Source organism: Sodalis sp. RH24 (assembly GCF_047324145.1).
In the GTDB taxonomy this organism is placed as follows: domain Bacteria; phylum Pseudomonadota; class Gammaproteobacteria; order Enterobacterales; family Enterobacteriaceae; genus Acerihabitans.
Genome location: NZ_CP178729.1, coordinates 3,733,953 through 3,756,170, shown reverse-complemented (window position 1 = coordinate 3,756,170; position 22,218 = coordinate 3,733,953). Strand labels below are relative to the sequence as shown.

Sequence of the window (22,218 nt, the reverse complement as noted above, 5' to 3'; positions counted from 1 at the left end):
TTTATTATTAGAAATTATTTCTTCCTGGTTAATTATTAAAGTGTACCTATAATGTCAGAAATATTTTAAAATATCACTATTAACGAATAGCTTAAAGTTATAAAAGATGAAAAGTACTATTTTTTTAAAATTTAACATCAATATTAATCTGGAAATTAGAGTAAAAATTCAGTTTCTCCTCTCAGTATATTGCCGAAGTACCGGAGGAGAATATCTGCTATAATAATTATATTCGATATACTTATTTTTTTATCTTTTCGTCTAATTCTTGTACACATTCAAACATAATTTCTTTAATTATCTCTGAATCATGAATAGCCACGAATTGCTCCATTGTCCCATAAAAATCCAAGAATGAAATCCTGATTGTTCTGGATACCCATACTGCAAAAAAAATCTGAGAGCAATTATCTAACCTTTGCGATAAAAGCATGGCACTTTTAGGCTTATGATTGTGTTCTGCTTCAAAAGCTAAGGCCGCAGTATCTACACTACGCCAAGCAAAATGATTTTGCAGATTTTCTAAATCAACAAGTAGAGGGCCCCCTATCAATAAATCATCTCTTAATTCAGTAATCAAGGTTCCTTTTATATTTAAATACCCATTTACACGTAGGTTTGTGGGCAGTTTATCGATAGGCGTATTTTCAAGATCTAATGAATCATTACAATGAAAATCATCAGGTAGGGCTTCAATATTAGTGTTTTCCATGAAGATAGATTGTCCAACCTCTATGTCTATTGGTAATATCCGAACCTTCGTATCTTTAGCGTCAAGATTATCATAAACCTTGAGTTTATTGGGTAGCTTATTAATAGCACAACCTTTTAAAATCAATGATCCCATGACAATTAAATATTCAGGTAGATGAGTCACACCACTATCGCTAAGGTCAAGGGTATCGTTGATTATGATTAATCCGCCCGGTGTACGGGAAAACTCAACTTTTTTTGAGAGAAGATAATCGAAAAAATTAATTTTATGTCTCCTTCGTTATATGGTGATTGTGTCAATGTAAACTAGCATGTGATTTTCAAGGGAAAAATATACTTTGATAGACAATCATTTTGAATAAAATATATTTAAATATCTATATAACTCAGCTTAATATTAATTATTCTAACCACTAGGAAAATAAACAATAGAGCAATATCTAACGGACATAAATTACTCGTTTTTAGTTCTGAGTGACAATATACTGTATTTTTTTCAATATATCATCACAGAGACAATATAATGCATAAAATTGACTTAAAAAATCAAAATGGTGAGCATGAAGCACTTCTTACTATTGGGAAAAATTTGGTTTATTTGATGTCAACAAGAAATGTTGACAGTACAGAATTAAGCACCTTAACCGGTCTTGGCACAGCAACTATCAATAGTATGCGGCGAGGTATCGGAAATCCTACGCTCGCAACGATTGTCGCGTTGGCTCAATTTTTTGAAGTTAGCCTAAGCGAGTTCACAGACATTAATATAGAAAGGCAGGCAATAAGTCATAAAAAAATTAAAACACTGCCATTAATAAAACTTAATGAATTAAATATATTTTTGGATAACGTGTTGGATACATATGATACTTATACTACAGAATTATGTGTATTTGGAAATAATGATTGTTTTGCTATTAATATAAATAATGATTCTCTATACCCACAATTCTCTAGCGGAACAATTTGCATAGTAAAAAAAGATAACACACCCCATGACGGAGATATTGTTTTAGTAAAAATAAACAATTGCACTCCTTGTTTTAGACGTGTATTTATTGAAGATACAGGTTATTTGTTCACTGCGGTATCGATAGATCAGGATTTAGTCCCTTCGGCATATAAATCTTATTCTATAGTTGGTATTATAATCAAAACCATTAAATATTTTTCTTGATATTAAATATTCTGAGGTGATTAATGCATTGGCGTTTAGTTATAAAATGGGTTAAGGCAGTTTTTACCCCTCAGTATCAATTAACTTTAAGTGAAGTAATAAAATCCAGGATCCCCTATAAATCCAAATACATGTTTAAAGAATTTGGTAGTCATGAATATATTAGTTTAACATTCGAGGATATAAAAAAAGTGAAAACTTACTACATATCATTAACCCTAACAACCTAATTGAAATAAGCCTAATTGAATCTAAAATACAAAAAGATTACGAAGCTTATTACATAACTGAAATGACAATTGGCAATAACTATAAGCTGAAAGCACTGGATCAGGAAGTTTGTTTTTCAGGCGAGTACATACATAAAAATATTGATGTTTTTCAGAACTTTCACTCGAAAGATCTTTGTGAAATTATGTATGCGACCGGTTTTAATAAAGGCCGAAGGGTTTCTCTTGCTCTAAAAGATGTCAGCGATAGTAGAAAGCTTAAACCAGCTAAAACGAACACAGATAATATTTACAACTTTAAGCCTATGGAGTAAGTAGGCAGCATCAACATCTAAACTGTGGGACAGAAGTCATGGTCCCACCTCCACCGGATGATATTTACCAATGTTCATACCCTGTATGTCTGCTTTGCTGCCAAATATCTATGTCTTTAACCGGTGTTTCGTCTAGATCTCGTTTCGTAGTAAGTTCTGCAGGAATACATCGGCTCGACGCCGATTTTAAAAACAGCTTATCCCCAGCGAATTATCGCATCAAGATCCTCACGACTAGCAAGATACGATTGATTGGGCATCGACGCAGGAAGAAATACTGTGGCAAAATTGTTCTCCTTTTTTGAGAGATAATTCATTATATTCGCCTTAAAAACGGATGTGGCAGACACATAGATAATACCTTCAAATCAAGCCATAATGATCATCATCAGTAAAATTTCCTACATCCTGAAAACATTTTAAAAACTTGGGCCCGCGCTTTATTGTTTTCTTGATTCTGCTGCCTTTTTTTTGCCTTCGCGGTGGCGGCAAACTCGCCCTCAAACATGTTTGAAAAATTGTTATCTATCTCTTGCCTCTTCTGTCACAGCTTTGATCAGATTAATAGTGATACAATTTTTAGCATTTGCTAGTTTAATGGCTGGGCTTTCGTATTTAAGAAGGTCGGTTTCATCGTTTCACTGTGCGCACGTTTATGTGCATAACGAAAACGCATATATCTGAGAATAAACAATAACAAAAATCTATTATGGACTGTTGGCGTAACCGGTCATCAGGTTAGGATGACACTGAGGTAATAAGGGTACGAAGGCATAATTGCACATACGTTTGAAGCGGTCATGATAGGCAGGAAAAATCCCATCATGCCCGCAGGCACGGTCTTGTTATCAAACTCAGCGAATGCCCTGCGCCTCGTCCTGATCGACGGCAAAGCAGGCCACCAGTTGGTCGCCGTAGCGCTTAAGCTGCGGCTGCAGTTCGGTACAGGTACCGAAACGGCGGCGGCAGCGGGCGCTGAAGGCGCATCCCGGGGGCGGGTTCAGCGGGCTTGGCAGCTCGCCGGTCAGCTTGATGCGTTCGCGGCGCAGATCCGGGTTCAGCCTGGGTGTGGCCGACAGCAGCGCCTGGGTATAGGGATGGCGCGGATTACTGAAAATCGCCTCTTTGCTGCCCTTCTCCACGCAGCGGCCCAGGTACATCACCATCACTTCGTCGGCAATGTGTTCCACCACCGACAGGTCATGGGAAATAAACACATACGACAGCCCCATATCCTGCTGCAGGTCCATCATCAGGTTCAGTACCTGGGCGCGCACCGATACGTCCAGGGCCGATACCGGCTCATCGGCGATGACCACGTCGGGGTCGAGCATCAGCCCGCGGGCAATGGCGATACGCTGGCGCTGGCCGCCGGAAAACATATGCGGATAACGATCATAGTATTCGGTACGCAGTCCCACCTTCGCCATCATCGCCAGCGCTTTCTCACGCCGTTCGGCGCGGTTGAGCGAGGTATTGATTTGCAGCGGCTCCTCGAGGATTTGCCCCACCTTCTTGCGCGGGTTCAGCGAGCCGTAGGGGTTCTGGAACACGATCTGGATCTTCTGGCGCCGCAGGTGCGCGGCGGTCACATCAGGTTTCAGCAGATCCTGGCCCAGGTAATGCAACTGCCCGCCCGTGGGCGTTTCAATCATGGTCAGCAGACGGCCGAGGGTGGACTTGCCGCAGCCGGATTCGCCGACCACCGCCAGCGTCTTGCCGCGCTCCAGGGTAAAGGATACCCCGTCCAGGGCCTTGACCATGACCTCCTTGCCGAACAACCCTTTTTTCACCGGGTAGTATTTCTTTAAATCCACCGCGTGCAGCAAGGCGGTTGCCTGCGGATCGTAAATAGTCTCGCTCATCGGGTGGGTCTCCCCGCATCATCCAGCGGATAGTGACATTTAGACTGACGATCCGGCAAATCCCGCAGCTCCGGCTCTACCTGGCGGCAATAATCGGTGGCATAGGGACAGCGCGGGTTCAGCAGGCAGCCGGTGGGGCGATCGTATTTGCCTGGCACCATGCCCGGCAGCGAGGCCAGCCTGGCCTTGTCGGTGGCAAATTCCGGCAGGGAGCGCAGCAGCGCCTGGGTATAGGGGTGGCGCGGCGCGCGGAAGATTTCCGTCGCCTTGCCGGTTTCCACCACCTGGCCGGCGTACATGACGATAATATGATGCGCGGCTTCCGCCACCAGCGCCAGGTCATGGGTAATCAGCACCAGCGCCATATTTTCCCGCTGCTGCAAATCCAGCAGCAGCTCGATGATCTGCGCCTGGATGGTCACATCCAGCGCGGTGGTGGGCTCATCGGCAATCAGCAGCTTGGGACGGCAGGCAATCGCCATGGCGATCATCACGCGCTGGCTCATGCCGCCGGACAGCTGGTGCGGATAGACATCCAGCCTGGATGCCGGCGCGGGAATGCCCACCAGGGTCAGCAGATCGATGGCGCGCTGGCGCCGGGTCCTGCGGTTGCCGCCCTGGTGCACCTTGATGGCTTCCATAATCTGGTAGCCTACGGTGTAGCAAGGGTTAAGGCTGGTCATCGGGTCCTGGAAAATCATGGCGATGTCGGCGCCAATCAGCTGACGGCGCTCGCTGTTGGAGATTTTCTGCAAATCCCGGCCGTTGAATACCAGGTTTTCCGCCATGACGCGGCCGGGAAAATCAATCAGGCCCATAATGGCCAGCGAGCTGACGGACTTGCCGGAGCCGGACTCACCGACGATGCCCACGACCTGGCCCTGTTCCACCTGGTAGCTGATGCGGTCGACGGCACGAAACGGTGTTCCTTCATCACCGAAATGTACCGATAATTTATCTATGGTTAATAACGCCATTGCTTCCTCGTTACTGCTTGAGTTTGGGGTCGAGCGCGTCACGCAGTCCGTCCCCCATCAAATTAAAGGCTAACACGGTGAGCAGGATAATGACCCCCGGGAAGGTCACCACCCACCAGGCACTCTGCGCAAACTGCAGCACATCGGAGAGCATGGTGCCCCACTCCGGTGTCGGCGGCTGCGCGCCCATGCCCAGGAAGCCCAACGCGGCCATGTCAAGGATGGCATTGGAGAAGCCCAGCGACGCCTGCACGATCAAGGGTGCCAGGCAGTTGGGAAGGATGTTGATAAACATCTGGCGCAGGGGTCCGGCGCCGGCCACGCCCGAGGCGGTCACATAGTCGCGGTTCACCTCGCCCAGCACCGCCGCGCGCGTCAGGCGCACGTAATGCGGCAGGGCGACGAACGTCAGCGCCAGCGAGGCGTTGACGATGGAGGGGCCGAAGATGGCCACCAGCACCAGCGCCAGCAGCAGGCTGGGCAGCGCCAGCATGATATCCACCACGCGCATGATGACCACGTCCACCAATCCGCCGATATAACCGGATAACAGCCCGAATATCACGCCGAATATCAGCGACAGGACCACCACCAGGCAACCGACCAGTAGCGAAAGGCGCGCGCCGTACATCAGGCGGGTCATGATATCGCGCCCGACGTCATCGGTGCCCAGGATAAACTGCCAGCTACCGCCCTCCATCCATACCGGCGGGCGCAGCAAGGCCTCGCGGAATTGCTCCGCCGGGCCATGGGGCGCGATGACCCCGGCGCCGATGGCGACGACGAACATCAGGACGATATAGCCCAGGCCGATGACCGCGCCCTTGTTGCGTTTAAAATAGTGCCAGAACTCCTGGAGCGGGGTCATGGGCTTCGGTGCGCCGGTTATTACCGGCTCAGAGATTTCAGTCATTTTCCATTCCCCTATTTCTTGTGGCGAATACGCGGGTTAACCACGCCATACAGCACGTCCACCAGCAGGTTCACCACAATAATCAGGATCGCCACCAATAACACCCCGCCCTGTACCACCGGATAATCACGGCGCTGCAAGGCCTCGACCAGCCAGCGGCCCAGGCCCGGCCAGGAGAAAATCGTTTCCGTCAGGATAGCGCCCGCCAACAGGGTGCCGACCTGCAGCCCGATAACCGTCACCACCGGCAACAGGGCGTTGCGCAGGGCATGGACAATAATGACGCGCATGCGGCTCAGGCCTTTGGCGCGGGCGGTGCGGATATAATCCTCGCTCAGCACTTCCAGCATCGCCGAACGGGTCATGCGCACAATCACCGCCAGCGGGATAGTGCCAAGCACGATGGCCGGCAGCACCATATGCATCACGGCGTCTTTAAAATCCCCCGGCTGGCCCCAAATCAGGGTATCGATCAGCATAAAGCCGGTAAGCGGCATGCTGTCGTCCAGGAAGACCGTGTCGCCCACCCTCCCGGACACCGGGGTGAGGTTAAAGTGCACCGACACCAGCATGATGAGCATCATGCCCCACCAGAAAATAGGCATCGAATAGCCGGCCAGCGAAATACTGACGGCGGTATGATCAAACAGCGAACCACGTTTGACCGCCGCCAGCACCCCGGCCGGGATACCGACCAGCACGGCAAAAATCATTGCGCAAACACCCAGTTCCAGGGTTGCCTGGAAACGCGGCACGAATTCCTGCCAAACGGGGATGCGGCTTTTAAGCGAAATGCCCAGGTCACCGTGCATAATGCCGACGACATAATGAACATATTGCTGAAATAAGGGTTTATCCAGGCCCAGCGCCGCCATCATCTCTGCGTGGCGCTCGGGGGACATTCCGCGTTCACCCGCCATGATCAGCACCGGATCGCCGGGAATCAAATGGACAAACGCAAACGTCAGCAAGGTAATACCAATAAACGTCGGGATTACGAGTCCCAAACGTCGGAGTATGAACTGCAACATATTCCGAACTCTCTGTTTCTGTAGATAGTTTACCCGGGCGCATTACGCGCCCGGGTTATCAAAGCTCACATCTTCAGGATTCCCCCCTGGCCTCGCTGGCGCGATTCCTTCCCCGGTGCGGCACCGGGGAACACTCCCGCTTCCCCGCATGGGTGGGGGAAGCTCCCTTTAGGGATATGGGGGGTTAATTGACCTTTAGTCTAAAGATACGTTCTCGAAATGATGTTTACCCAGTGGATCGACCACATACCCTTTCACTTCCTTACGCACAGGCTCGTATACCGTGGAATGGGCAACGATAAGCGCGGGCGCCTGATCGTGCATGACCACCTGGGCCTGTTTGTACAGATCCACGCGTTTCGCATGATCGGACGTGCTGCGCGCCGGCTGGATCAGGTCTTCAAACGGCTTGTAGCACCACCTTGAGTAGTTGGAGCCGTCTTTTGCCGCATCGCAGCTGAACAGGGTGGCGAAGAAGTTATCCGGATCCCCATTGTCCCCGGTCCAGCCCATCATAACAGACTGATGCTCGCCGGCCTTGGCGCGTTTGAGGTATTCGCCCCATTCGTAGCTGACGATCTTGGCCTTAACGCCGATTTTAGCCCAGTCGGACTGAATCATTTCCGCCATGCGCCTGGCGTTCGGGTTGTAGGGACGCTGTACCGGCATAGCCCACAAATCGATGGAGAAACCCTCCGGCAAGCCCGCTTCCTTCAGCAGTTCTTTCGCTTTGGCCGGATCGTAAGCGTAATCCTGCACCGCGTCGTTATAGCTCCACATGGTCGGCGGAATCAGGTTTTTCGCCGGCTGGCCCGCGCCCTGGTATACCGCGTCGATGATGGCGGATTTGTTTACCGCGGTGATCAGCGCCTGGCGAACCTTCAGGTTATCCAGCGGTTTTTTCTCGACGTTAAACGCCAGGTAGCCCACGTTCAGGCCCGGCTGTTCCATCAGGTTGATGGTTTTGTCTTCTTTCATGCGCGCGATGTCGGCCGGATTAGGATACGGCATGATCTGGCATTCGTTTTTCTGCAGCTTGGCATAACGTACGGACGCGTCCGGCGTAATGGAGAACACCAGGCGGTCGATTTTCGGCTTGGTGCCCCAGTAGTTTTCAAACGCTTTGTACAGGATGCGGGAATCTTTCTGGTACTGCAGCAGCTGGAAGGGGCCAGTACCGATCGGGTTGAGATCGATTTTTTCCGGCGTGCCCGCTTTTTGCATCAGATCGGCATACTGGGCGGACATGATGGAGGCGAAGTCCATGGCCAGGTCGGCCAGGAATGGCGATTCCTCACGGGTCAGGTTGAAGCGCACGGTGTAGTCGTCGACTTTTTCCACGCTGGCGATCAAATCGCCCATGCCCATGCCGTCAAAGTACTCGTAATTGCCGCCGGAGACTTTATGGTAAGGATGGTTGGCGTCTTTCTGCCGCATAAAGGAGAAGATCACGTCGTCTGCGTTGAAATCGCGGGTCGGTTTGAAATCCTTGCTTTCCTGCCACTTCACGCCTTTACGCAGATGGAAAGTATAGGTTTTGCCGTCGGCGCTGACTTCCCACTTTTCGGCCAGGCTCGGAATCACTTCCGTGGTGCCCAGCTTGAAATCGACCAGACGATTGTAGATCGGCACGGAACTGGCATCAAAACTGGTGCCGGACGTGAATAACTGCGGGTTGAACCCTTCAGGCGAGCCCTCTGAACAATATACCAGAGTCTTTGCCTGAACGCTGGCCGCCACGGCTAATGCCGCCAGGCTAATGCCGACCTTCAGTATCCCTGATTTGGTCAAGGAAATTGTCATCATTCTGCTCCATTGTGTGATGTGATGTTGTGTGTTGTACGGCCAGACGCTGTTTTTTTTAATGCTGCGGTCTGTGCAGTGCGCCTTGCGGCATCAGAACCAAAGAAGGGAATATATGCCGGGATGCCCATGAGGCAGCACCCCCCGACGCGTTGAATGCGTGGGACCATTCAAACAATCCATTGCCCCTCCTGAATTCCGAGGCTCCCAATTTGGCAACTGTTTGCCAATACGTCAATATAACCCGTAGGGATTTACACATTTTGTGAGACGCAGCAAACGAAAACAATCCACAGGTGTTTGGCCAAAAATGAAGCACGATCGCCAGTCAATATAGCTAAACTGTGAAGTAATTCACTTTATGACAATGAGTAAGCAGTCATACATACTATTTAAAAACTAAAAAAAAATTTGATCGTGTGGCGAATATATGAACTGTTATTTCAGAATTTCCGGATGAAAGCAGGTAAAAATGCTGACATTGGTTCGCCTTGATGACCATATCGACAACCTTTCCGTCCAGTCTGCCATACTATCTGCGCGCTATCCATCAGCCATAAACAAAGGTTATGACCGACCATAAGAAAACCTTGTTTATTGACGCCGGAAATAAGGATAACTTTGTAATGTACTGATAATTATGCTTATTTTTAACGCTAATCGCTCTCTGCAGTATTGACTCCGCAGGACGTTTTATCGGGGGGCGTAAAATGAGGCGCAATGCAACAAACCGCTTTATCGGCTATACATCGCGATAAGATAAAATAACGGTGTCATATTTTCCCTGATAAAAACAAAATAAATAAATTAACTATTTGCTGCCATAAAATAAATAAGTTATTAACCTTAGAGAGAATATGCGCTTGCCGGGAAATCAGTACCATGACGGCGCAGTTAAAATTTCTTGACCTCAATGTGCAGTTTTTTCAAGGCATAATAAAGCTGCCGGGGGGTGATATGGAGCAAACGGGCGGCTTTGGCCTTGACCCCACCGCTTTTTTCCAGGGCGGCGACCAGGCGATAGCGCAGCTCCTCATCGGCGTCGTCAGGGGCGCCGGCCGTCGCGGTCATGGCGCTCATCATTATTTCCGCCGGCCATAGCGGCGTAGCCGGGCCATACCCCGCCTCGTGGCCCGCCTCCTGCGGCACCGTCTCCTGCTGCCGGCTAATTTCCTGGTTCAAACGCTGGCGCAGGCAGCGCCCGGACAGGCAGGGCAATTGCTGGATAACGCCATCCCGGGCCTGGATGGCGGCATGCTCAAGGCAATTCTCGATATCGCGCACATTCCCCGGCCAATGGCACAGATAGAGTGGCGCCTGGGCCGCCTCGGTCAGCGTGAGCGTCCTGTGATTATCGCGGTTATAACGTTCGAAAAAATAGTTAACCAGGCCGGGAATGTCTTCTTTACGCTCGCGCAGGGCCGGCAGGGCAATGGTGGCGATATGGATGCGATAATAGAGTTCGGCTAAAAAGGTCCCCTGCGCCATCCTCTGCTCCAGGTTTTTCTCGGTGGCGCAAATTATGCGCACATCGCAGGCCAGGGTGCGGGAGCCGCCGAGCGGCTTATACCGCTGTTCTTGTAAAATGCGCAGCAGCCGCTTTTGCAATAACAGGGAAAAATGGCCGATTTCGCTGATAAACAGCGTTCCGCCCGCCGCCAGGGCAATATCGCCGGGATAGCCGGCGACGCTGCCGGAAAAGCCCGCTTCACAACCGAACAATTCGCGCATGATATCGTCGCTGGCAAGGTAATCGCAGCACACTTTAATAAACGGACCGGCGCGATGTTGCGACTGGAGGTGAATCGCCCGGGCGATAACATCCTTACCGGTACCCGGCTCGCCGCGCAATAATACCGCTGAGCGGGTGGGCGCAATGTTTGCCACCGCCGCCAGGGTGCGTTTCATGGCATGGGAATGGGCAATGATCTGATCGACCGCATGGCCGCCGCGTCCTTTACGTGAGCGCGCTTTTCCCGCCGGCCCGCAAAGGTCGATGGCGCAGCGCGGAATGGCTAACCGCCCCGCGGCGAGATCCCCGGTGCCGGCCATATCAGTCTCCGCTCCGGTAATCTTTATAGTTCAGCTGATATTTCGCCATGCGCAGGCCGAGCATGCGCCGGGTCAGGCCCAGCTGCGCCGCCGCCCTGGACATATTGCCCTGGAAGCGGGCCAGCGCCTCGACGATCAGTTCATACTCCATCATGGATAAACGGGCCTCCAGGCCCGACTGTTCGCCAAGCGTGCCCAGCACGGCCGGTTGCAGGGCGGCGGGCAGATGATAGCTGTGGACCACCCCCTCTTCCGCCAGCAATACCGCACGCTCCATCATATTTTCCAGCTCCCGCACGTTGCCCGGCCAGTCGTAGTTGAGCATTAAATTCAGCGCGGGCGTGGAAATGGCAGGGACATCAACCCCCTGTTCCCGGGCAAACCAGGCGTTGAAATGTTCGGCCAGGATCAGGATATCGTTGCCCCGCTCACGCAGCGCTGGAATAGTAATAGGGAAGACATTCAGACGATAGTACAGATCCTCGCGAAAGGTGCCGTTGGTGACCATGGCGGTTAAATCGCAGTGCGTCGCCGCCAGGATGCGCACGTTGACCTTAATTGACTCGTTGCTGCCCAGGCGTTCAAAGCACCGTTCCTGGATCACCCGCAATAGCTTGGCCTGGGCCGAAAGAGATAATTCGCCCACTTCATCCAGGAAAATCGTGCCGCCATCCGCCTCCTCGAACCTTCCGGCCCGGCGCGCGACGGCACCGGTAAAGGCGCCTTTTTCATGGCCGAACAGCTCACTTTCGATGACGCTTTCCGGCAGCGAGGCGCAGTTGAATTTGACAAACGGCCCGCTGCCGCAGCTGCTGTTATAGTGGATGGCGCTGGCGACCCGTTCCTTGCCGACCCCGCTTTCACCGAGGATCAGCACCGTGGTGCGGGCGTGGCTGACTTTGTCAATCATCAGGTAAACCGACTGCATCGCCCTGGAGTTGCCGATGATATTCGCCGGCTTGAATTTTTCCTTCAGCTCTTTATCCAGCCGGGCGCTTTGAGCCTGCAATACCTGCTTATGGGCGCGCTCCAGCAGATGCAGCTCCACCGCCTGGGCAATAGTGGTGGCGATAATGGCCAGCACCTCCAAATCCAGATTTAACAGTTGCCGGTTATTGTATAAACGTTCCACCCCAATGGTGCCCATCACTTTCATGCCGCGCATGATGGGCACGCAAATAAAGGAAAGATGGCCATCGACCGTTTTATCCCAACTGCCGGTGCGATTGAGAAACAACGGCTCTTCGGCAATGATCGGGACAATAATGGGCTGGCGGGTTTCCACCACCCTGCCGGTGATGCCCTCGCCGGGATAATAGACGCCCTTTTCGATTTCATCCTTGGATAAACCGTAGCTTTCATGGATAAAAATCTGGTCGCAGCTGGCATCGTAGAGCGAGATCATCGCCCGGGTAACCTGCAAATGTTTTTGCATCAGCTCCAGCACCAGCTTGAGCGTCTTGGATAAAGAGCCTTCCCTGCTGACCACCTTGCTGACCTCGGACAGCAGGGGCAGCAGTTCGGAGCGGCACTCGCCCAGTTGGCAGGTAAAGGATAACGAATCCGCCAGCGTCGGATGGGCGGATGCGGTGTCATTAAGCATGGCCGGTGGCATAAAGCGCGCCTCCCTTTGGCGCCCAATGGGCGGTGAAGGTCAAAAAACCGATGTGCCGGCATAGGTTTTCCGGCCCGAGTGAGAGTGGTGCAAGTTGCCGGCCATCTATCGTTATATAATTAAATATATAACGATATGATTTGACGTCGTTTTCCCATTGGCGCATTGACGCCAGTGGCTTTTTTGTCTTGTATGTGACAACGGATAATCAACAATGTACGTTTCACGCCGGAGTCAGGCGCCCGGCTGAAGCGGCGCGCCCTGCAGCAGCCTGAGTCCGCATCATCATGTTGATAAAAACCGGGATGGGGACACTCATACCGCGCTGTGGACAAACCGCAGCGATAATGGGATAGCAGGCTGATTATCCCGATAGGTGGTGCCGGCACGCGTTTTAACACATTATTATTAGACCATCCGCCTTCAGCATCTTAGAGAATACGCAGTATTTTTTACTGCTCACACAGGAATAATGCTAATCAGGAAGGTTAAAATTTTTAATAAAAAAATAAATATGCCAAAATGCTGGCTAACTCGTTTATCTTATTTAAGCAAAGATAATGATTTAGGAAATTAAAAAAATAATATCATCCGTGCCGCTGAATTTGTTATTCAACAAATACATTCATAGACAATAACCTGTCGCCAGCAACCCAAAAAATATTGCGGCAATATAGCTTTCAATTGACTTTCAATTAATAATATTTTCACCCATGGACAACAATGCCGGTTTTAAAAAGGTTTCTCTTTGATATTGCCGTTTAACTCTTTGTTAACTTTTTCATGCTTTACTTGCCCTATTAGCACACCCCTATCCGCGTCTTATGTGATGAACCAAATTAATCGGGAATAATTTATTATCATTCAAATAAGGGAATAAATGAATATCGGCGGCTGTGGCAGTTCATCGGGCAACAGATGCGGCAGCTCATCCAGGGGCTGTGGCGGCGGCAATTCCCGTGGAGCATGCGCGACGAACAGCGGCGGGGGTGGCGGTGATTATGCCGGCCGGGTCACCTCGTCGAGAAATGAAGATGTCATGACCGTAACCGCCACCCCTGGCAGACACCACTCCGCTAATCATCATTTTCGTCTGCATGGCGGCGGCAACGGCGGTAATACCAGCGGGAGCGGAGGTTTTAATAATACACAGCAATTAGAGACGGCGAGAAGAAGGGATTTTCAAGCACTTACGGAACAATTTCAATATCACATTAATTTATCAAAAGAAGTGTTGGATAAAGCCCTGGCGGAATGCCAGGAAGATCATGATGGCTATCACTCCCAGCCAAGGCCTGCCACATTGGCGGCGGCGGAGGCGCTGGACAATGATATGCGGGCGCAGGTGTTTTCCGCCCAGCATAAAAAGCAATCCGCCTACCAAGCGCTGAGTGAGATTAACGACCGCCTTTGCCATCTCAGTACCGGCGTTATCGCATTACATAAAGAACTAAGCACTAACCCGAGTACGTCTGTTCGGGAACGCTATTTACGGCAAGAACATCAGCTCAATCTAGAAAAGACCAAACGGAATAATCTTGACCATGCCGCCCGGGCAAGGGCTGGACAGGTGGATAACGCGCTCAAACGGAAAAATGAAACCGGGCAAATTTTAGCGGCAATAAGAAACTCTATTGCAGAACAAAAGGCTGCGGGAGCTCCCCCTGAAGCGCGGAAAGCTGTTGTCAACGCTGAAAACGCCGCAAACTCCCGTAGCGAACCCTTGGCGGATAAAAGTGCTATACCCGCATCGGCAACGCCCTCCATGGTGGGCAATACTGCTATTCCCGCATCGGTATCGCCGTCCATGGTGGACCGTAATGCCATTCCCACATCGGTAATGCCCTCCATGGCGCAGGTTAACGCGCGGCGCGCCATAGCGTTATCCGGTATGGCAGTGGCCCCATCGCCCAGGATGGCGCTGGCGCCGGTCGCCGCCGGCGTAAATGGCGGTATGGCAAACGCCGCCGCCGGCGGGGTTAATGGTCTCGCGCTACGCACCGCGATAAGCGAATTAGGCGCGGCCACGCTCGGGCTGGCAAAACATCCCCTTGGCCTGGGGGTGGGGTTGTTAGCCTACAGCGGCAACGTGGGCGAAGGTAGCGACAAGGTGCCGGGGCGCGACCTGGCGCAACGCTTCGCCACTGCTCCGTTAGATCCGTCTGAACTGGCGTCTGCGCCAGGGGTCAGCTGTGCCGCAGGTAACGCTGTAAAAAATAACCTGCTGGGCGCTGTCGCCGGGGCTGCAGTGGAAAGCGCACCGGTGGCCGGAGCTGCTTGCGATGCTGCCAAAGAAGGCAAAAAAGACGCAGCGCTGGCGCTTGGTAAGGCTGCAACCGAGGTTCAGGCCGCTGTTTGTCGCGACAGCCTGCTGTGTGTGGCGAAACTTATCCTGACTGGACAAAGCGGTAGTACAACGGAAACTGTGCCTGTTGCGGATGATTTGACGGGCGGTAAACTTGAAAACCCATCGTCAAATCAGGATAATAAGAACGTATTTATCTCACCGGATCAGCGAGGAGATCAGAGATTCCGTCACACCGGCAATATCGAACGCAAACCGTATACGGATGAGAGTACGACGGTAACGCCGATACCGGAACATAGTAAAGATAAATTCATTTATCTGTCTAATGGCAAAGATAATAGATTACCCATTTCAGAACCTACGGTGGCAAATAATGGATTGAAAGTTGAATCTAATGCTAAACATACACCTGGAGCACAAGGATCTAGGCCTAATGCCGGGGTGGAGCCGAGAAATTCTTTAGAACTATTTGACCATTCTATTGCTACGAAAGATCCGAAGATAAGGCTAGCCATTGATAATAATGGGAATATTCATCGGTTCTTCAACACTAGCAAAGATGGAAAGGGCAATTTTCACTGGAGTGGCAGCTCGGGAGATGAAAAAAATGCTTTAGGTAACAGGGAATTGGGGAACTTTAACAGAGAAATCAAAGAGCTGAAGGATAAAAAATGATTTTCGGACAACCTTTTGTATTTGCTGTTTTTTACGAATTACTGGAAAAAACAGAGGACAATTACTGGAAATATGGACTTTTTAGTTTTTTTATTGAGGACGAAATATATCCAGCAAAGGGATCTAATTATACATTGTCAATGGCTATTGATTATCTAAAGGATTGTGAGCCTGAAATAACTAATTGCAAAAATAATGAGCTCCTTTTTCCCGACAGCGATTTAGAACTGTTAAGAAAACTGGCACATTCGCATGGAATGCTTCTTGATAGTGATCCTCAAGATTTGGAATTGCCTGACGCAAAGCCGTTAGGCGTTTTTTTAAGCCCACTTGAAGTATCAGACGTTGGCTTTTATTTGTTTTATTATCCTAAAGATGAAGATGAAGAATACTTGATATACACAGCGGATTACGGTAATACAGCTAAAAAAGCCATATTTAAGAAAGGTACTATCAGTAATGTGTTCGCACAACTCCCAATCAAAGATGCTATATAGTTGACTAAAATTCCGGCACCTACGCCGGTATTTTTAACTTATATGCCAGTCCGTATCCGATGATTTAGGAGCGTTACTTGGCTCAATGGATTGGACGATATGGCGTGATTCATCCAAACCTGCCGATCCAGCGGTATGGGAAAACTGGATAGCAGCAGTTAAAAAAGTGGATTGAACAAGAACCCGTTCAACTCTTACCTATGTTGAGTACCCGCGCCCGGCAACGCCCGTCCGGTTGTTGCGCCACCGTAAGCGCCAGCTTTAATGCCGGCAGTTCATGTTTAAACCATTTCGGCACATGATCGCAGGTAATGTCGATTTGTTTAAAGGCTCCCGCGCGGAAAAATGGCAGCAGCACCTGTTTCGAGGTTAAGGCGCCATCGCTTTTCAGCGCGTCGATAAGGTTAAGGCAATATTCCCCCGCGCCCTGGCCGGGCTTGATAACGCTTTGGGCCGCCGCTGCCTGCTCCCGCGGCGCGTTCTCTTCCACAAACTGCCGGATACGCGTCAGGAAACCGGCGGGTTCCCCGGTCAGCCGCCACAATTAGGCGCGGCCGCGCTCGGGCTGGCAAAACATCCCCTCGGCCTGGGGGTGGGGCTGTTAGCCTACAGCGGCAACGTGGGCGAAGGCAGCGATAAAGTGCCGGGGCGCGACCTGGCGCAACGCTTTTCATCTGCTCCAGCGGCTCCGTCTGGACCGGCGTCTGCGCCAGGGATCAGCTTTTCCGCAGGTAACGCTGTGGAGAATAACCTGCTGGGCGCGATCGTAGGTGGTGCGGCGGAAAGTGCAGCGATAGCGGGAGCAGTAGGTCATGGCAGCCAGTCGGAGTCGAACGATGACGACGGCTTCGATATGGGTGGAGACATCTGTGAAGGCACGCGCGAACAGTGTTCGGTACGTGATGGAACGCGCGGGCCGGGACGGATGGAAAGTCGCAACGAAGAGGGCGGCGAGGCTAAACCGAATCTGGGCAAAGACATAGCCAAAGCCGCCGATGCGCAAAAAGCCGAGCTGGGCGGAGTGGGATCGGGAACACCGGGAGGTTGGGGGCCGGAAGACGAAGAGAAAGCCAGAAATAATGACCGAAAAGTTATTACTGTTGAAGAGCTGAGGTCCACCTCCTCAAGGGGGCAAGAAACTTTAGGCAGATCAAAGCTTTTTGAACGAGCAGGTGGAAAAAACGCAGCTAATAAAGAATTTGATGCCTTAGCGCCTGATAATGTTAAACAAATTCCCGGTGGCAGGGTCGGTTCATTGTCTGATGGACGGACAGTCATTATCCGCGAACGTAGTACTGACGGCAGACCTACATTAGAGATACAATCTGGCAGGAATAGAATAAAATTCAGATATGAGGAGTGATTATATATGAAGGAAAAATTAGTTAAACTTGCATATGATGAATGCTCCACGCTGGTTGGTAGCCAATTGATTAATTGTAACTATGCTTCTGGGGCGCTTTTTTTATCTTTACTTGCAAACAATAAAAAAATAAAAATTGCCTTTGATTGGATTTATTGTTTCCGCGTTATTGACGAGGGTGATTTATTGAAAATGCAAGAAGAACAAAAAGGTGAAATGGTCGCTGGCATTTATACTATTTTACATTCACCATATTTGAAGTGGTTTAATGAACAGAGTGCTGATATCCATGCGAAAGAAGGTGTTGTTCACTATTCAATAGTTACAATTGAAGATGTGATAGATGTACTATCGTTAGTTCCACCGGTGATCTCCAGTGAGTAATTTTTTGATTAAAACCCCGGCCTAGCACCGGGGTTCTCCCTCGAGCCAGGACGGTAAAACGGCACTGATATCGCCTGATCAACGCCGTGAGCAAGGTTCTAGGCATACCGGCAACATAGGCGGTAAACCGGTAAGGGGCGGAAATATTTTTGCAAATCCTGGTGCGGATCCTCTTACTATGAGAGATCTGGTTTACCTTTCTCAATAATCTAACAGTAAAATTGAAAACGTCATCACTGAAACATTATCGGGTAAAAAAAACTTCACCAGCTCGACGACGTTAACTACTGACAAAGCATTAGCTGCGGGTTTGAAGTTTTTAGGCTCAAATTACAAGGAAATTGGCAAGACTGGTTCAGGGGTCTACCATAGTGCAGACGGAACAAAAGAATTTAGAATAGATTCAGGTTCTATAAGCGGCATGCATGCTCCCGGTATTCCGCATGTTCATTTTAGTGTAAAAGACCCGGTAACGGGTAAGTATAGTTCGAATAACCATGTTCCTTACGAAGATTAAGGAAAGATGATGATTATGAAAAATGGAACCATAGTTAGTGGAGAGTATAATGGATGGGAAATACAGGTTGTAGATGATACCCTGGGTGATACTGGTGGCTATTATTTAATATTTCAGAACAGTGATAAGGTGGTCTTTGATTATTGGTTTGAAAAAAGAGAATATCTTGATAATCAATTAACCGATTACAGTATCAAATGGAATGATTAGAGGCAGCTTACCCCGACTACTGCCGGGGTTATCACCAGCACCCAAATAGGCATTTAGCATGGGCGATACCTGCGGAAAATCATCCCCTGGACAATGACGGCGCAAGGAACGGAGGTCGAGGACACCTGATTGATTGCCGAGCCACAGGCAGGTCAAGTGCCCAGAATTTGCGCCAGAAGCGGGCTTGACTTTTTAAACGCCCAAGCAGGCAACTCAAGCGTTGCCTGCGATATTGAGCACCAACGCCCGGCAACGCCCGTCCGGTTGTTGCGCCACCGTAAGCGCCAGCTTTAATGCCGGCAGTTCATGTTTAAACCATTTCGGCACATGATCGCAGGTAATGTCGATTTGTTTAAAGGCTCCCGCGCGGAAAAATGGCAGCAGCACCTGTTTCGAGGTTAAGGCGCCATCGCTTTTCAGCGCGTCGATAAGGTTAAGGCAATATTCCCCCGCGCCCTGGCCGGGCTTGATAACGCTTTGGGCCGCCGCTGCCTGCTCCCGCGGTGCGTTTTCTTCCACAAACTGCCGGATACGCGTCAGGAAACCGGCGGGTTCCCCGGTCAGCCGCCACATAGTGATGCCCATGCCGTCAAAATAGGACAGCAGCGCGCCGTGAATAGCGGCGGCGACAAAATGGCGGCAGCCGTCGAGGGACGTCAGCATCTCCAGGGTGCGGGTTCTGATTTCGCTTAATCCCATTTGCGGGCGCAGGGTAAACGGAATATCCGCAACCGGCCGCCAACCGTCGGCGGTTGATTCATACACCCGCACCGCGCCTGGCTGGTACAGCGAGGCGGCCCGGCCGCCGGCATCGATAAATACCGCTATCTTCATTTTCCACTCCCTAAAATCCGTGCTGTTTACCCTTCATTGAAATGATATCAATACGCAGCACCAGGGTGGCGCGCACATTGGCGGCGGGAAAGGTCCAGGCTTTGTCGCTGAAGCGGGCGACAATCAGGTTAAGCGCGGCGATCTTTTCCGCCTCGTCCCGGATAAACACCGCGTTGCCCAGACCGATGACCGTACGGTGCCTGGCCTCGAAATTACAGATCACCTCGTCTTCCACCACGCCCTGTTCGGTGGAAACCGCAAAACACAGGGTGCTGTTTTTTTTCAGCATCGCTATTTTTGTGCCGGCCCTGGCGGAATGGAAATAAAGCGACGTGCCGTCCCAGGCGTAAAATACCGGTACCATAAAAGGGATATTGTCCTGCGCCAGGGCGATATACATCACCCTGGCGGAGTCCAGGATCGCCGCTATTTCGGCCGGTTGCGTTATTTCCCGTTCATCGCGACGCATGGCGCCGTGCGGATGTCCCGGGGCCGCGCGCGGTTCTGTCGACTGCATAGGTCGTGCCCTCCTTTATCGCGCCTGGGAACCCTGGGTGCCCAAAGCGGTTAAAATCCCCGATAATTCCCGGCAAATGGCGATAATGCCGACCGAATCCGCCAGGGTTGGGGTGCCGTGGTGGTAGTTTTCCAGCGAACAGAGACCAAAGATGTCATCCAGCGCGCGGATTTTGCCGCTTAATGCCGGCGAAAAGAGAATAACCTCCTCCGCCGTATCCATGAGACTGCCATAGTTGTGGTTATACGGCATGCTGCCGTACCAGGCGCAGAGTGCGATGAGATAACACTCCACGGCAATGGACGCCACGTTGAAAACCAGACCGGGCGACTGCGCCTGTTCGGCGAACAGTTCCGCCCGCCGGTGATAGCCTTCGGCATCATGGGAAAGCCGGATAAACTTTTGCCGATCGGATTCAAATAACAGTTTTGACATTGGTTTTATCCTTATGAATGACAGGCCGATACCCATTACCAGACGTTAAGGATCCACTCTTTGTTTTTCTTGTATTCCATATCGGTGAACAGCGCGTTGGCAAACTGCTCCGCCAGCCAGATGGCCCCCGCATAGCCCACCACCGGATGGCGCCATAATCCGGCGCGGTCATAGGTGGGAAACCCAACCCGGACCATGGGGATCTGATTGTCGATGGCGGTAAAGCGCCCTTTGGAATGGCCGAGGATCAAATCCAGTTCCAGCCCTTGGTGGGTAATGCGGTTTTCCAGTTCCCACAGGTCGGCATTGGTAATGATCTCCATGCCGTGATCCACCTGCTCCTGTAGGGCGATAATGCGGGGATCGGTATCATAAAACGCATTATCGTCGCCCAGCAGCAGCAGTACCGGCTTCATTTCCAGATCCAGGCAAAACTCGGCCAGGCCGATGACCAGATCGGGATTGCCGTAAATCGCCACCCGCTTATCGGCCAGGAACATATGCACCAGATCGGTCAAGGCGTCGATGGCGATGCCGCGCTCGCGCACCAGCGATTCCGGAATTGCCTTGCCGGTCAGCTGCCGCAGGTTTTGCAGGAACGTGTCGGTATTACGGATACCAATGGGCGTAGGCCCGATAATGGTGGGGATGGCGAATTGTTCCGCCAGGTAATCCGCCGCCTTGCGTCCTTCATAACGGTTCAGCGCGAGGGTGCCCAGGGCGTTGGCCGTTCCCACCAGGTCCTCGACGGTGGTATTGCCGTGGGAAACAGTGTTGCCGCTGGGCATCACCGGGGAGTCGAAATTTTCAATTTCAAACAGCACGGTGGCATCGATGCGCATTTCCGCCAGCAGATGTTTCAGCGCCGTCACGTCGCCGGGGTTAACCCAGCCGGTGAACAGGTTAATCTTGCCGTTGGGTTCGCTTTTCTTGGCAAAATATTTGATGAAATCCCGCACCGTCACATCGTAGCCGCTTATCATGCTGCCGACAAAACTCGGGGTATGGATCGGGATCAGATAGACCTCGCGGCCGGGAAATTTCTCTTTCAACAGCCCATCGTTAAGCTTGCGCACCACGCCGTCCACGTCGTCGCCGATCACCTCGGTGGAGCAGGTGGTGATAATCGGCACCACCCTGACATGGGGATAGCGCATCAGCAGCACGTCCACCGCCTGCTCCACGCGATCGAGCGCGCCGAATACCGCGCCGTCCTCATGCACCGAGGAAGAGGCGATTTCAAAGCTCTCCTTTAAATGCTGGGAAATCAGCAAACGCACGAACATCACGCAGCCCTGGCCGCCGTGCACGATGCCGATACAATCCTTGACGCCGATGCTGACATATTGCGCCCCCGCCGGCTGGCAGGTGAATATCGGATTGATAACGCCGGTACGATCTTTCTTTCTTAATTCACACGACATGCTAGTGCCCTCTAATAGCGCCGATCGGTTAATTCCGCGTTTAGCGATCCGGTAATCGTCAGGTAGTTCAGCCGTTCATGGAGCGCGGTGATAAGCGCGGCGATCTCCGCCTTACCCATCATGCCCAGCCAGGAAAAGCGCGTTTTATACGCCTCCACCAGTACCACGGCGTCGGCCCAGTAGCAGCGATTGGCCGGGGTACTGAGATCCACCGGTTCGTCACACAGCAATTGCGCGACGATATGCAAAATGCCTTCATTCTGCTTTTCCCGGTCCCAGACGCGGGAATGAAACTGCCAGAGGCAATTTTTCATGATGTAATCCACCAGCGGCTCGATACGGTCTTCAATCTGGTTTGCCATC

The 22,218-nt window shown here is 51.1% G+C and carries 20 protein-coding genes; 6 read left to right on the top strand and 14 right to left on the bottom strand.

The annotated features are described in order from the left end of the window. Positions 1-241 precede the first annotated feature (241 nt). The gene (locus tag ACL2XG_RS17055) at positions 242-877 is read right to left on the bottom strand and encodes a hypothetical protein (protein WP_410013017.1); all 636 of its coding nucleotides are present in this window, start codon (positions 875-877) and stop codon (positions 242-244) included. Positions 878-1,237: 360 nt separating this feature from the next. Between ACL2XG_RS17055 and ACL2XG_RS17050 the strand changes: the two genes are divergently transcribed. Further along, a complete protein-coding gene (locus ACL2XG_RS17050) occupies positions 1,238-1,891 on the top strand; it encodes a S24 family peptidase (protein WP_410013016.1) in 654 nt (217 codons plus the stop codon). A gap of 1,398 nt (positions 1,892-3,289) precedes the next feature. Here ACL2XG_RS17050 and dppF read toward each other — a convergent pair. From dppF to ACL2XG_RS17015, 7 genes are all read right to left on the bottom strand, one after another. Then, entirely contained in the window at positions 3,290-4,300 is a 1,011-nt protein-coding gene (dppF, locus tag ACL2XG_RS17045; RefSeq protein WP_410013014.1) for a dipeptide ABC transporter ATP-binding subunit DppF, read from the bottom strand. Beyond that, on the bottom strand, positions 4,297-5,277 hold the full coding sequence (gene dppD / locus ACL2XG_RS17040) for a dipeptide ABC transporter ATP-binding protein (protein WP_410013013.1): 981 nt from the start codon (positions 5,275-5,277) through the stop codon (positions 4,297-4,299). The genes dppF and dppD overlap by 4 nt, the downstream gene beginning before the upstream one ends. A 10-nt stretch (positions 5,278-5,287) precedes the next feature. Beyond that, positions 5,288-6,190, bottom strand: a complete 903-nt coding sequence (gene dppC, locus ACL2XG_RS17035) for a dipeptide ABC transporter permease DppC (RefSeq protein ID WP_410013012.1) — start codon at positions 6,188-6,190, stop codon at positions 5,288-5,290. 11 nt (positions 6,191-6,201) lie between these two features. After that, positions 6,202-7,221, bottom strand: coding sequence for a dipeptide ABC transporter permease DppB (dppB, locus tag ACL2XG_RS17030; RefSeq protein ID WP_410013011.1), 1,020 nt, complete (start codon positions 7,219-7,221; stop codon positions 6,202-6,204). A gap of 195 nt (positions 7,222-7,416) precedes the next feature. Then, complete coding sequence (dppA, locus tag ACL2XG_RS17025) at positions 7,417-9,024, bottom strand: dipeptide ABC transporter periplasmic-binding protein DppA (protein ID WP_410016688.1); 1,608 nt, start codon at positions 9,022-9,024, stop codon at positions 7,417-7,419. An 894-nt stretch (positions 9,025-9,918) separates the two neighbouring features. Further along, on the bottom strand, positions 9,919-11,076 hold the full coding sequence (locus ACL2XG_RS17020) for a sigma 54-interacting transcriptional regulator (RefSeq protein WP_413721676.1): 1,158 nt from the start codon (positions 11,074-11,076) through the stop codon (positions 9,919-9,921). Between the two features lies 1 nt (position 11,077). Next, entirely contained in the window at positions 11,078-12,691 is a 1,614-nt protein-coding gene (locus tag ACL2XG_RS17015; RefSeq protein WP_410013009.1) for a sigma 54-interacting transcriptional regulator, read from the bottom strand. Positions 12,692-13,730: 1,039 nt separating this feature from the next. Between ACL2XG_RS17015 and ACL2XG_RS17010 the strand changes: the two genes are divergently transcribed. Next, the gene (locus ACL2XG_RS17010; protein ID WP_413721677.1) at positions 13,731-15,674 is read left to right on the top strand and encodes a hypothetical protein; all 1,944 of its coding nucleotides are present in this window, start codon (positions 13,731-13,733) and stop codon (positions 15,672-15,674) included. Continuing rightward, positions 15,671-16,171 carry an immunity 42 family protein gene (locus ACL2XG_RS17005; protein WP_413721678.1) on the top strand — a complete coding sequence of 167 codons (501 nt, stop codon included), beginning with the start codon at positions 15,671-15,673 and terminating at the stop codon, positions 16,169-16,171. The genes ACL2XG_RS17010 and ACL2XG_RS17005 overlap by 4 nt, the downstream gene beginning before the upstream one ends. A 187-nt stretch (positions 16,172-16,358) precedes the next feature. On the opposite strand, the gene ACL2XG_RS17000 is transcribed toward ACL2XG_RS17005, so the two are convergent. After that, a complete protein-coding gene (locus ACL2XG_RS17000; RefSeq protein ID WP_413721679.1) occupies positions 16,359-16,715 on the bottom strand; it encodes a Fe-only nitrogenase accessory AnfO family protein in 357 nt (118 codons plus the stop codon). A 195-nt stretch (positions 16,716-16,910) separates the two neighbouring features. Here ACL2XG_RS17000 and ACL2XG_RS16995 point away from each other — a divergent pair, with 195 nt between their 5' ends. The 3 genes from ACL2XG_RS16995 to ACL2XG_RS16985 all read left to right on the top strand — a co-directional run bounded on the left by ACL2XG_RS16995 (position 16,911) and on the right by ACL2XG_RS16985 (position 18,645). Next, positions 16,911-17,534, top strand: coding sequence for a hypothetical protein (locus ACL2XG_RS16995; RefSeq protein WP_413721680.1), 624 nt, complete (start codon positions 16,911-16,913; stop codon positions 17,532-17,534). A 6-nt stretch (positions 17,535-17,540) separates the two neighbouring features. Next, positions 17,541-17,918 (top strand): hypothetical protein, encoded by a 378-nt coding sequence (locus ACL2XG_RS16990; protein ID WP_413721681.1) that lies wholly within the window; start codon positions 17,541-17,543, stop codon positions 17,916-17,918. 526 nt (positions 17,919-18,444) lie between these two features. Next, positions 18,445-18,645 carry a hypothetical protein gene (locus ACL2XG_RS16985; RefSeq protein ID WP_413723513.1) on the top strand — a complete coding sequence of 67 codons (201 nt, stop codon included), beginning with the start codon at positions 18,445-18,447 and terminating at the stop codon, positions 18,643-18,645. A gap of 213 nt (positions 18,646-18,858) precedes the next feature. Here ACL2XG_RS16985 and anfO read toward each other — a convergent pair whose 3' ends face one another. From anfO to anfG, 5 genes are read right to left on the bottom strand one after another with little or no spacing between them, the layout of a single operon-like run. Then, on the bottom strand, positions 18,859-19,479 hold the full coding sequence (gene anfO / locus ACL2XG_RS16980; protein WP_413721682.1) for a Fe-only nitrogenase accessory protein AnfO: 621 nt from the start codon (positions 19,477-19,479) through the stop codon (positions 18,859-18,861). Between the two features lie 10 nt (positions 19,480-19,489). After that, positions 19,490-19,996 (bottom strand): pyridoxamine 5'-phosphate oxidase family protein, encoded by a 507-nt coding sequence (locus tag ACL2XG_RS16975; RefSeq protein ID WP_410013005.1) that lies wholly within the window; start codon positions 19,994-19,996, stop codon positions 19,490-19,492. Between the two features lie 15 nt (positions 19,997-20,011). Further along, positions 20,012-20,431 carry a hypothetical protein gene (locus ACL2XG_RS16970; protein WP_410013004.1) on the bottom strand — a complete coding sequence of 140 codons (420 nt, stop codon included), beginning with the start codon at positions 20,429-20,431 and terminating at the stop codon, positions 20,012-20,014. 35 nt (positions 20,432-20,466) lie between these two features. Next, positions 20,467-21,855, bottom strand: a complete 1,389-nt coding sequence (gene anfK / locus ACL2XG_RS16965; RefSeq protein ID WP_410013003.1) for a Fe-only nitrogenase subunit beta — start codon at positions 21,853-21,855, stop codon at positions 20,467-20,469. Between the two features lie 11 nt (positions 21,856-21,866). Continuing rightward, positions 21,867-22,217 carry a Fe-only nitrogenase subunit delta gene (gene anfG / locus ACL2XG_RS16960; RefSeq protein WP_410013002.1) on the bottom strand — a complete coding sequence of 117 codons (351 nt, stop codon included), beginning with the start codon at positions 22,215-22,217 and terminating at the stop codon, positions 21,867-21,869. Position 22,218: the final 1 nt, after the last annotated feature.

Bases quoted from the DNA above. Each gene is read 5' to 3' on its own strand.
- ACL2XG_RS17050 (WP_410013016.1), top strand. From the start codon at position 1,238: ATGCATAAAATTGACTTAAAAAATCAAAATGGTGAGCATGAAGCACTT.
- dppF (WP_410013014.1), bottom strand. From the start codon at position 4,300: ATGAGCGAGACTATTTACGATCCGCAGGCAACCGCCTTGCTGCACGCG.
- dppD (WP_410013013.1), bottom strand. From the start codon at position 5,277: ATGGCGTTATTAACCATAGATAAATTATCGGTACATTTCGGTGATGAA.
- dppC (WP_410013012.1), bottom strand. From the start codon at position 6,190: ATGACTGAAATCTCTGAGCCGGTAATAACCGGCGCACCGAAGCCCATG.
- dppB (WP_410013011.1), bottom strand. From the start codon at position 7,221: ATGTTGCAGTTCATACTCCGACGTTTGGGACTCGTAATCCCGACGTTT.
- dppA (WP_410016688.1), bottom strand. From the start codon at position 9,024: ATGACAATTTCCTTGACCAAATCAGGGATACTGAAGGTCGGCATTAGC.
- ACL2XG_RS17020 (WP_413721676.1), bottom strand. From the start codon at position 11,076: ATGGCCGGCACCGGGGATCTCGCCGCGGGGCGGTTAGCCATTCCGCGC.
- ACL2XG_RS17015 (WP_410013009.1), bottom strand. From the start codon at position 12,691: ATGCCACCGGCCATGCTTAATGACACCGCATCCGCCCATCCGACGCTG.
- ACL2XG_RS17010 (WP_413721677.1), top strand. From the start codon at position 13,731: ATGACCGTAACCGCCACCCCTGGCAGACACCACTCCGCTAATCATCAT.
- ACL2XG_RS17005 (WP_413721678.1), top strand. From the start codon at position 15,671: ATGATTTTCGGACAACCTTTTGTATTTGCTGTTTTTTACGAATTACTG.
- ACL2XG_RS16990 (WP_413721681.1), top strand. From the start codon at position 17,541: ATGAAGGAAAAATTAGTTAAACTTGCATATGATGAATGCTCCACGCTG.
- ACL2XG_RS16985 (WP_413723513.1), top strand. From the start codon at position 18,445: ATGATTATGAAAAATGGAACCATAGTTAGTGGAGAGTATAATGGATGG.
- anfO (WP_413721682.1), bottom strand. From the start codon at position 19,479: ATGAAGATAGCGGTATTTATCGATGCCGGCGGCCGGGCCGCCTCGCTG.
- ACL2XG_RS16975 (WP_410013005.1), bottom strand. From the start codon at position 19,996: ATGCAGTCGACAGAACCGCGCGCGGCCCCGGGACATCCGCACGGCGCC.
- ACL2XG_RS16970 (WP_410013004.1), bottom strand. From the start codon at position 20,431: ATGTCAAAACTGTTATTTGAATCCGATCGGCAAAAGTTTATCCGGCTT.
- anfK (WP_410013003.1), bottom strand. From the start codon at position 21,855: ATGTCGTGTGAATTAAGAAAGAAAGATCGTACCGGCGTTATCAATCCG.
- anfG (WP_410013002.1), bottom strand. From the start codon at position 22,217: ATGGCAAACCAGATTGAAGACCGTATCGAGCCGCTGGTGGATTACATC.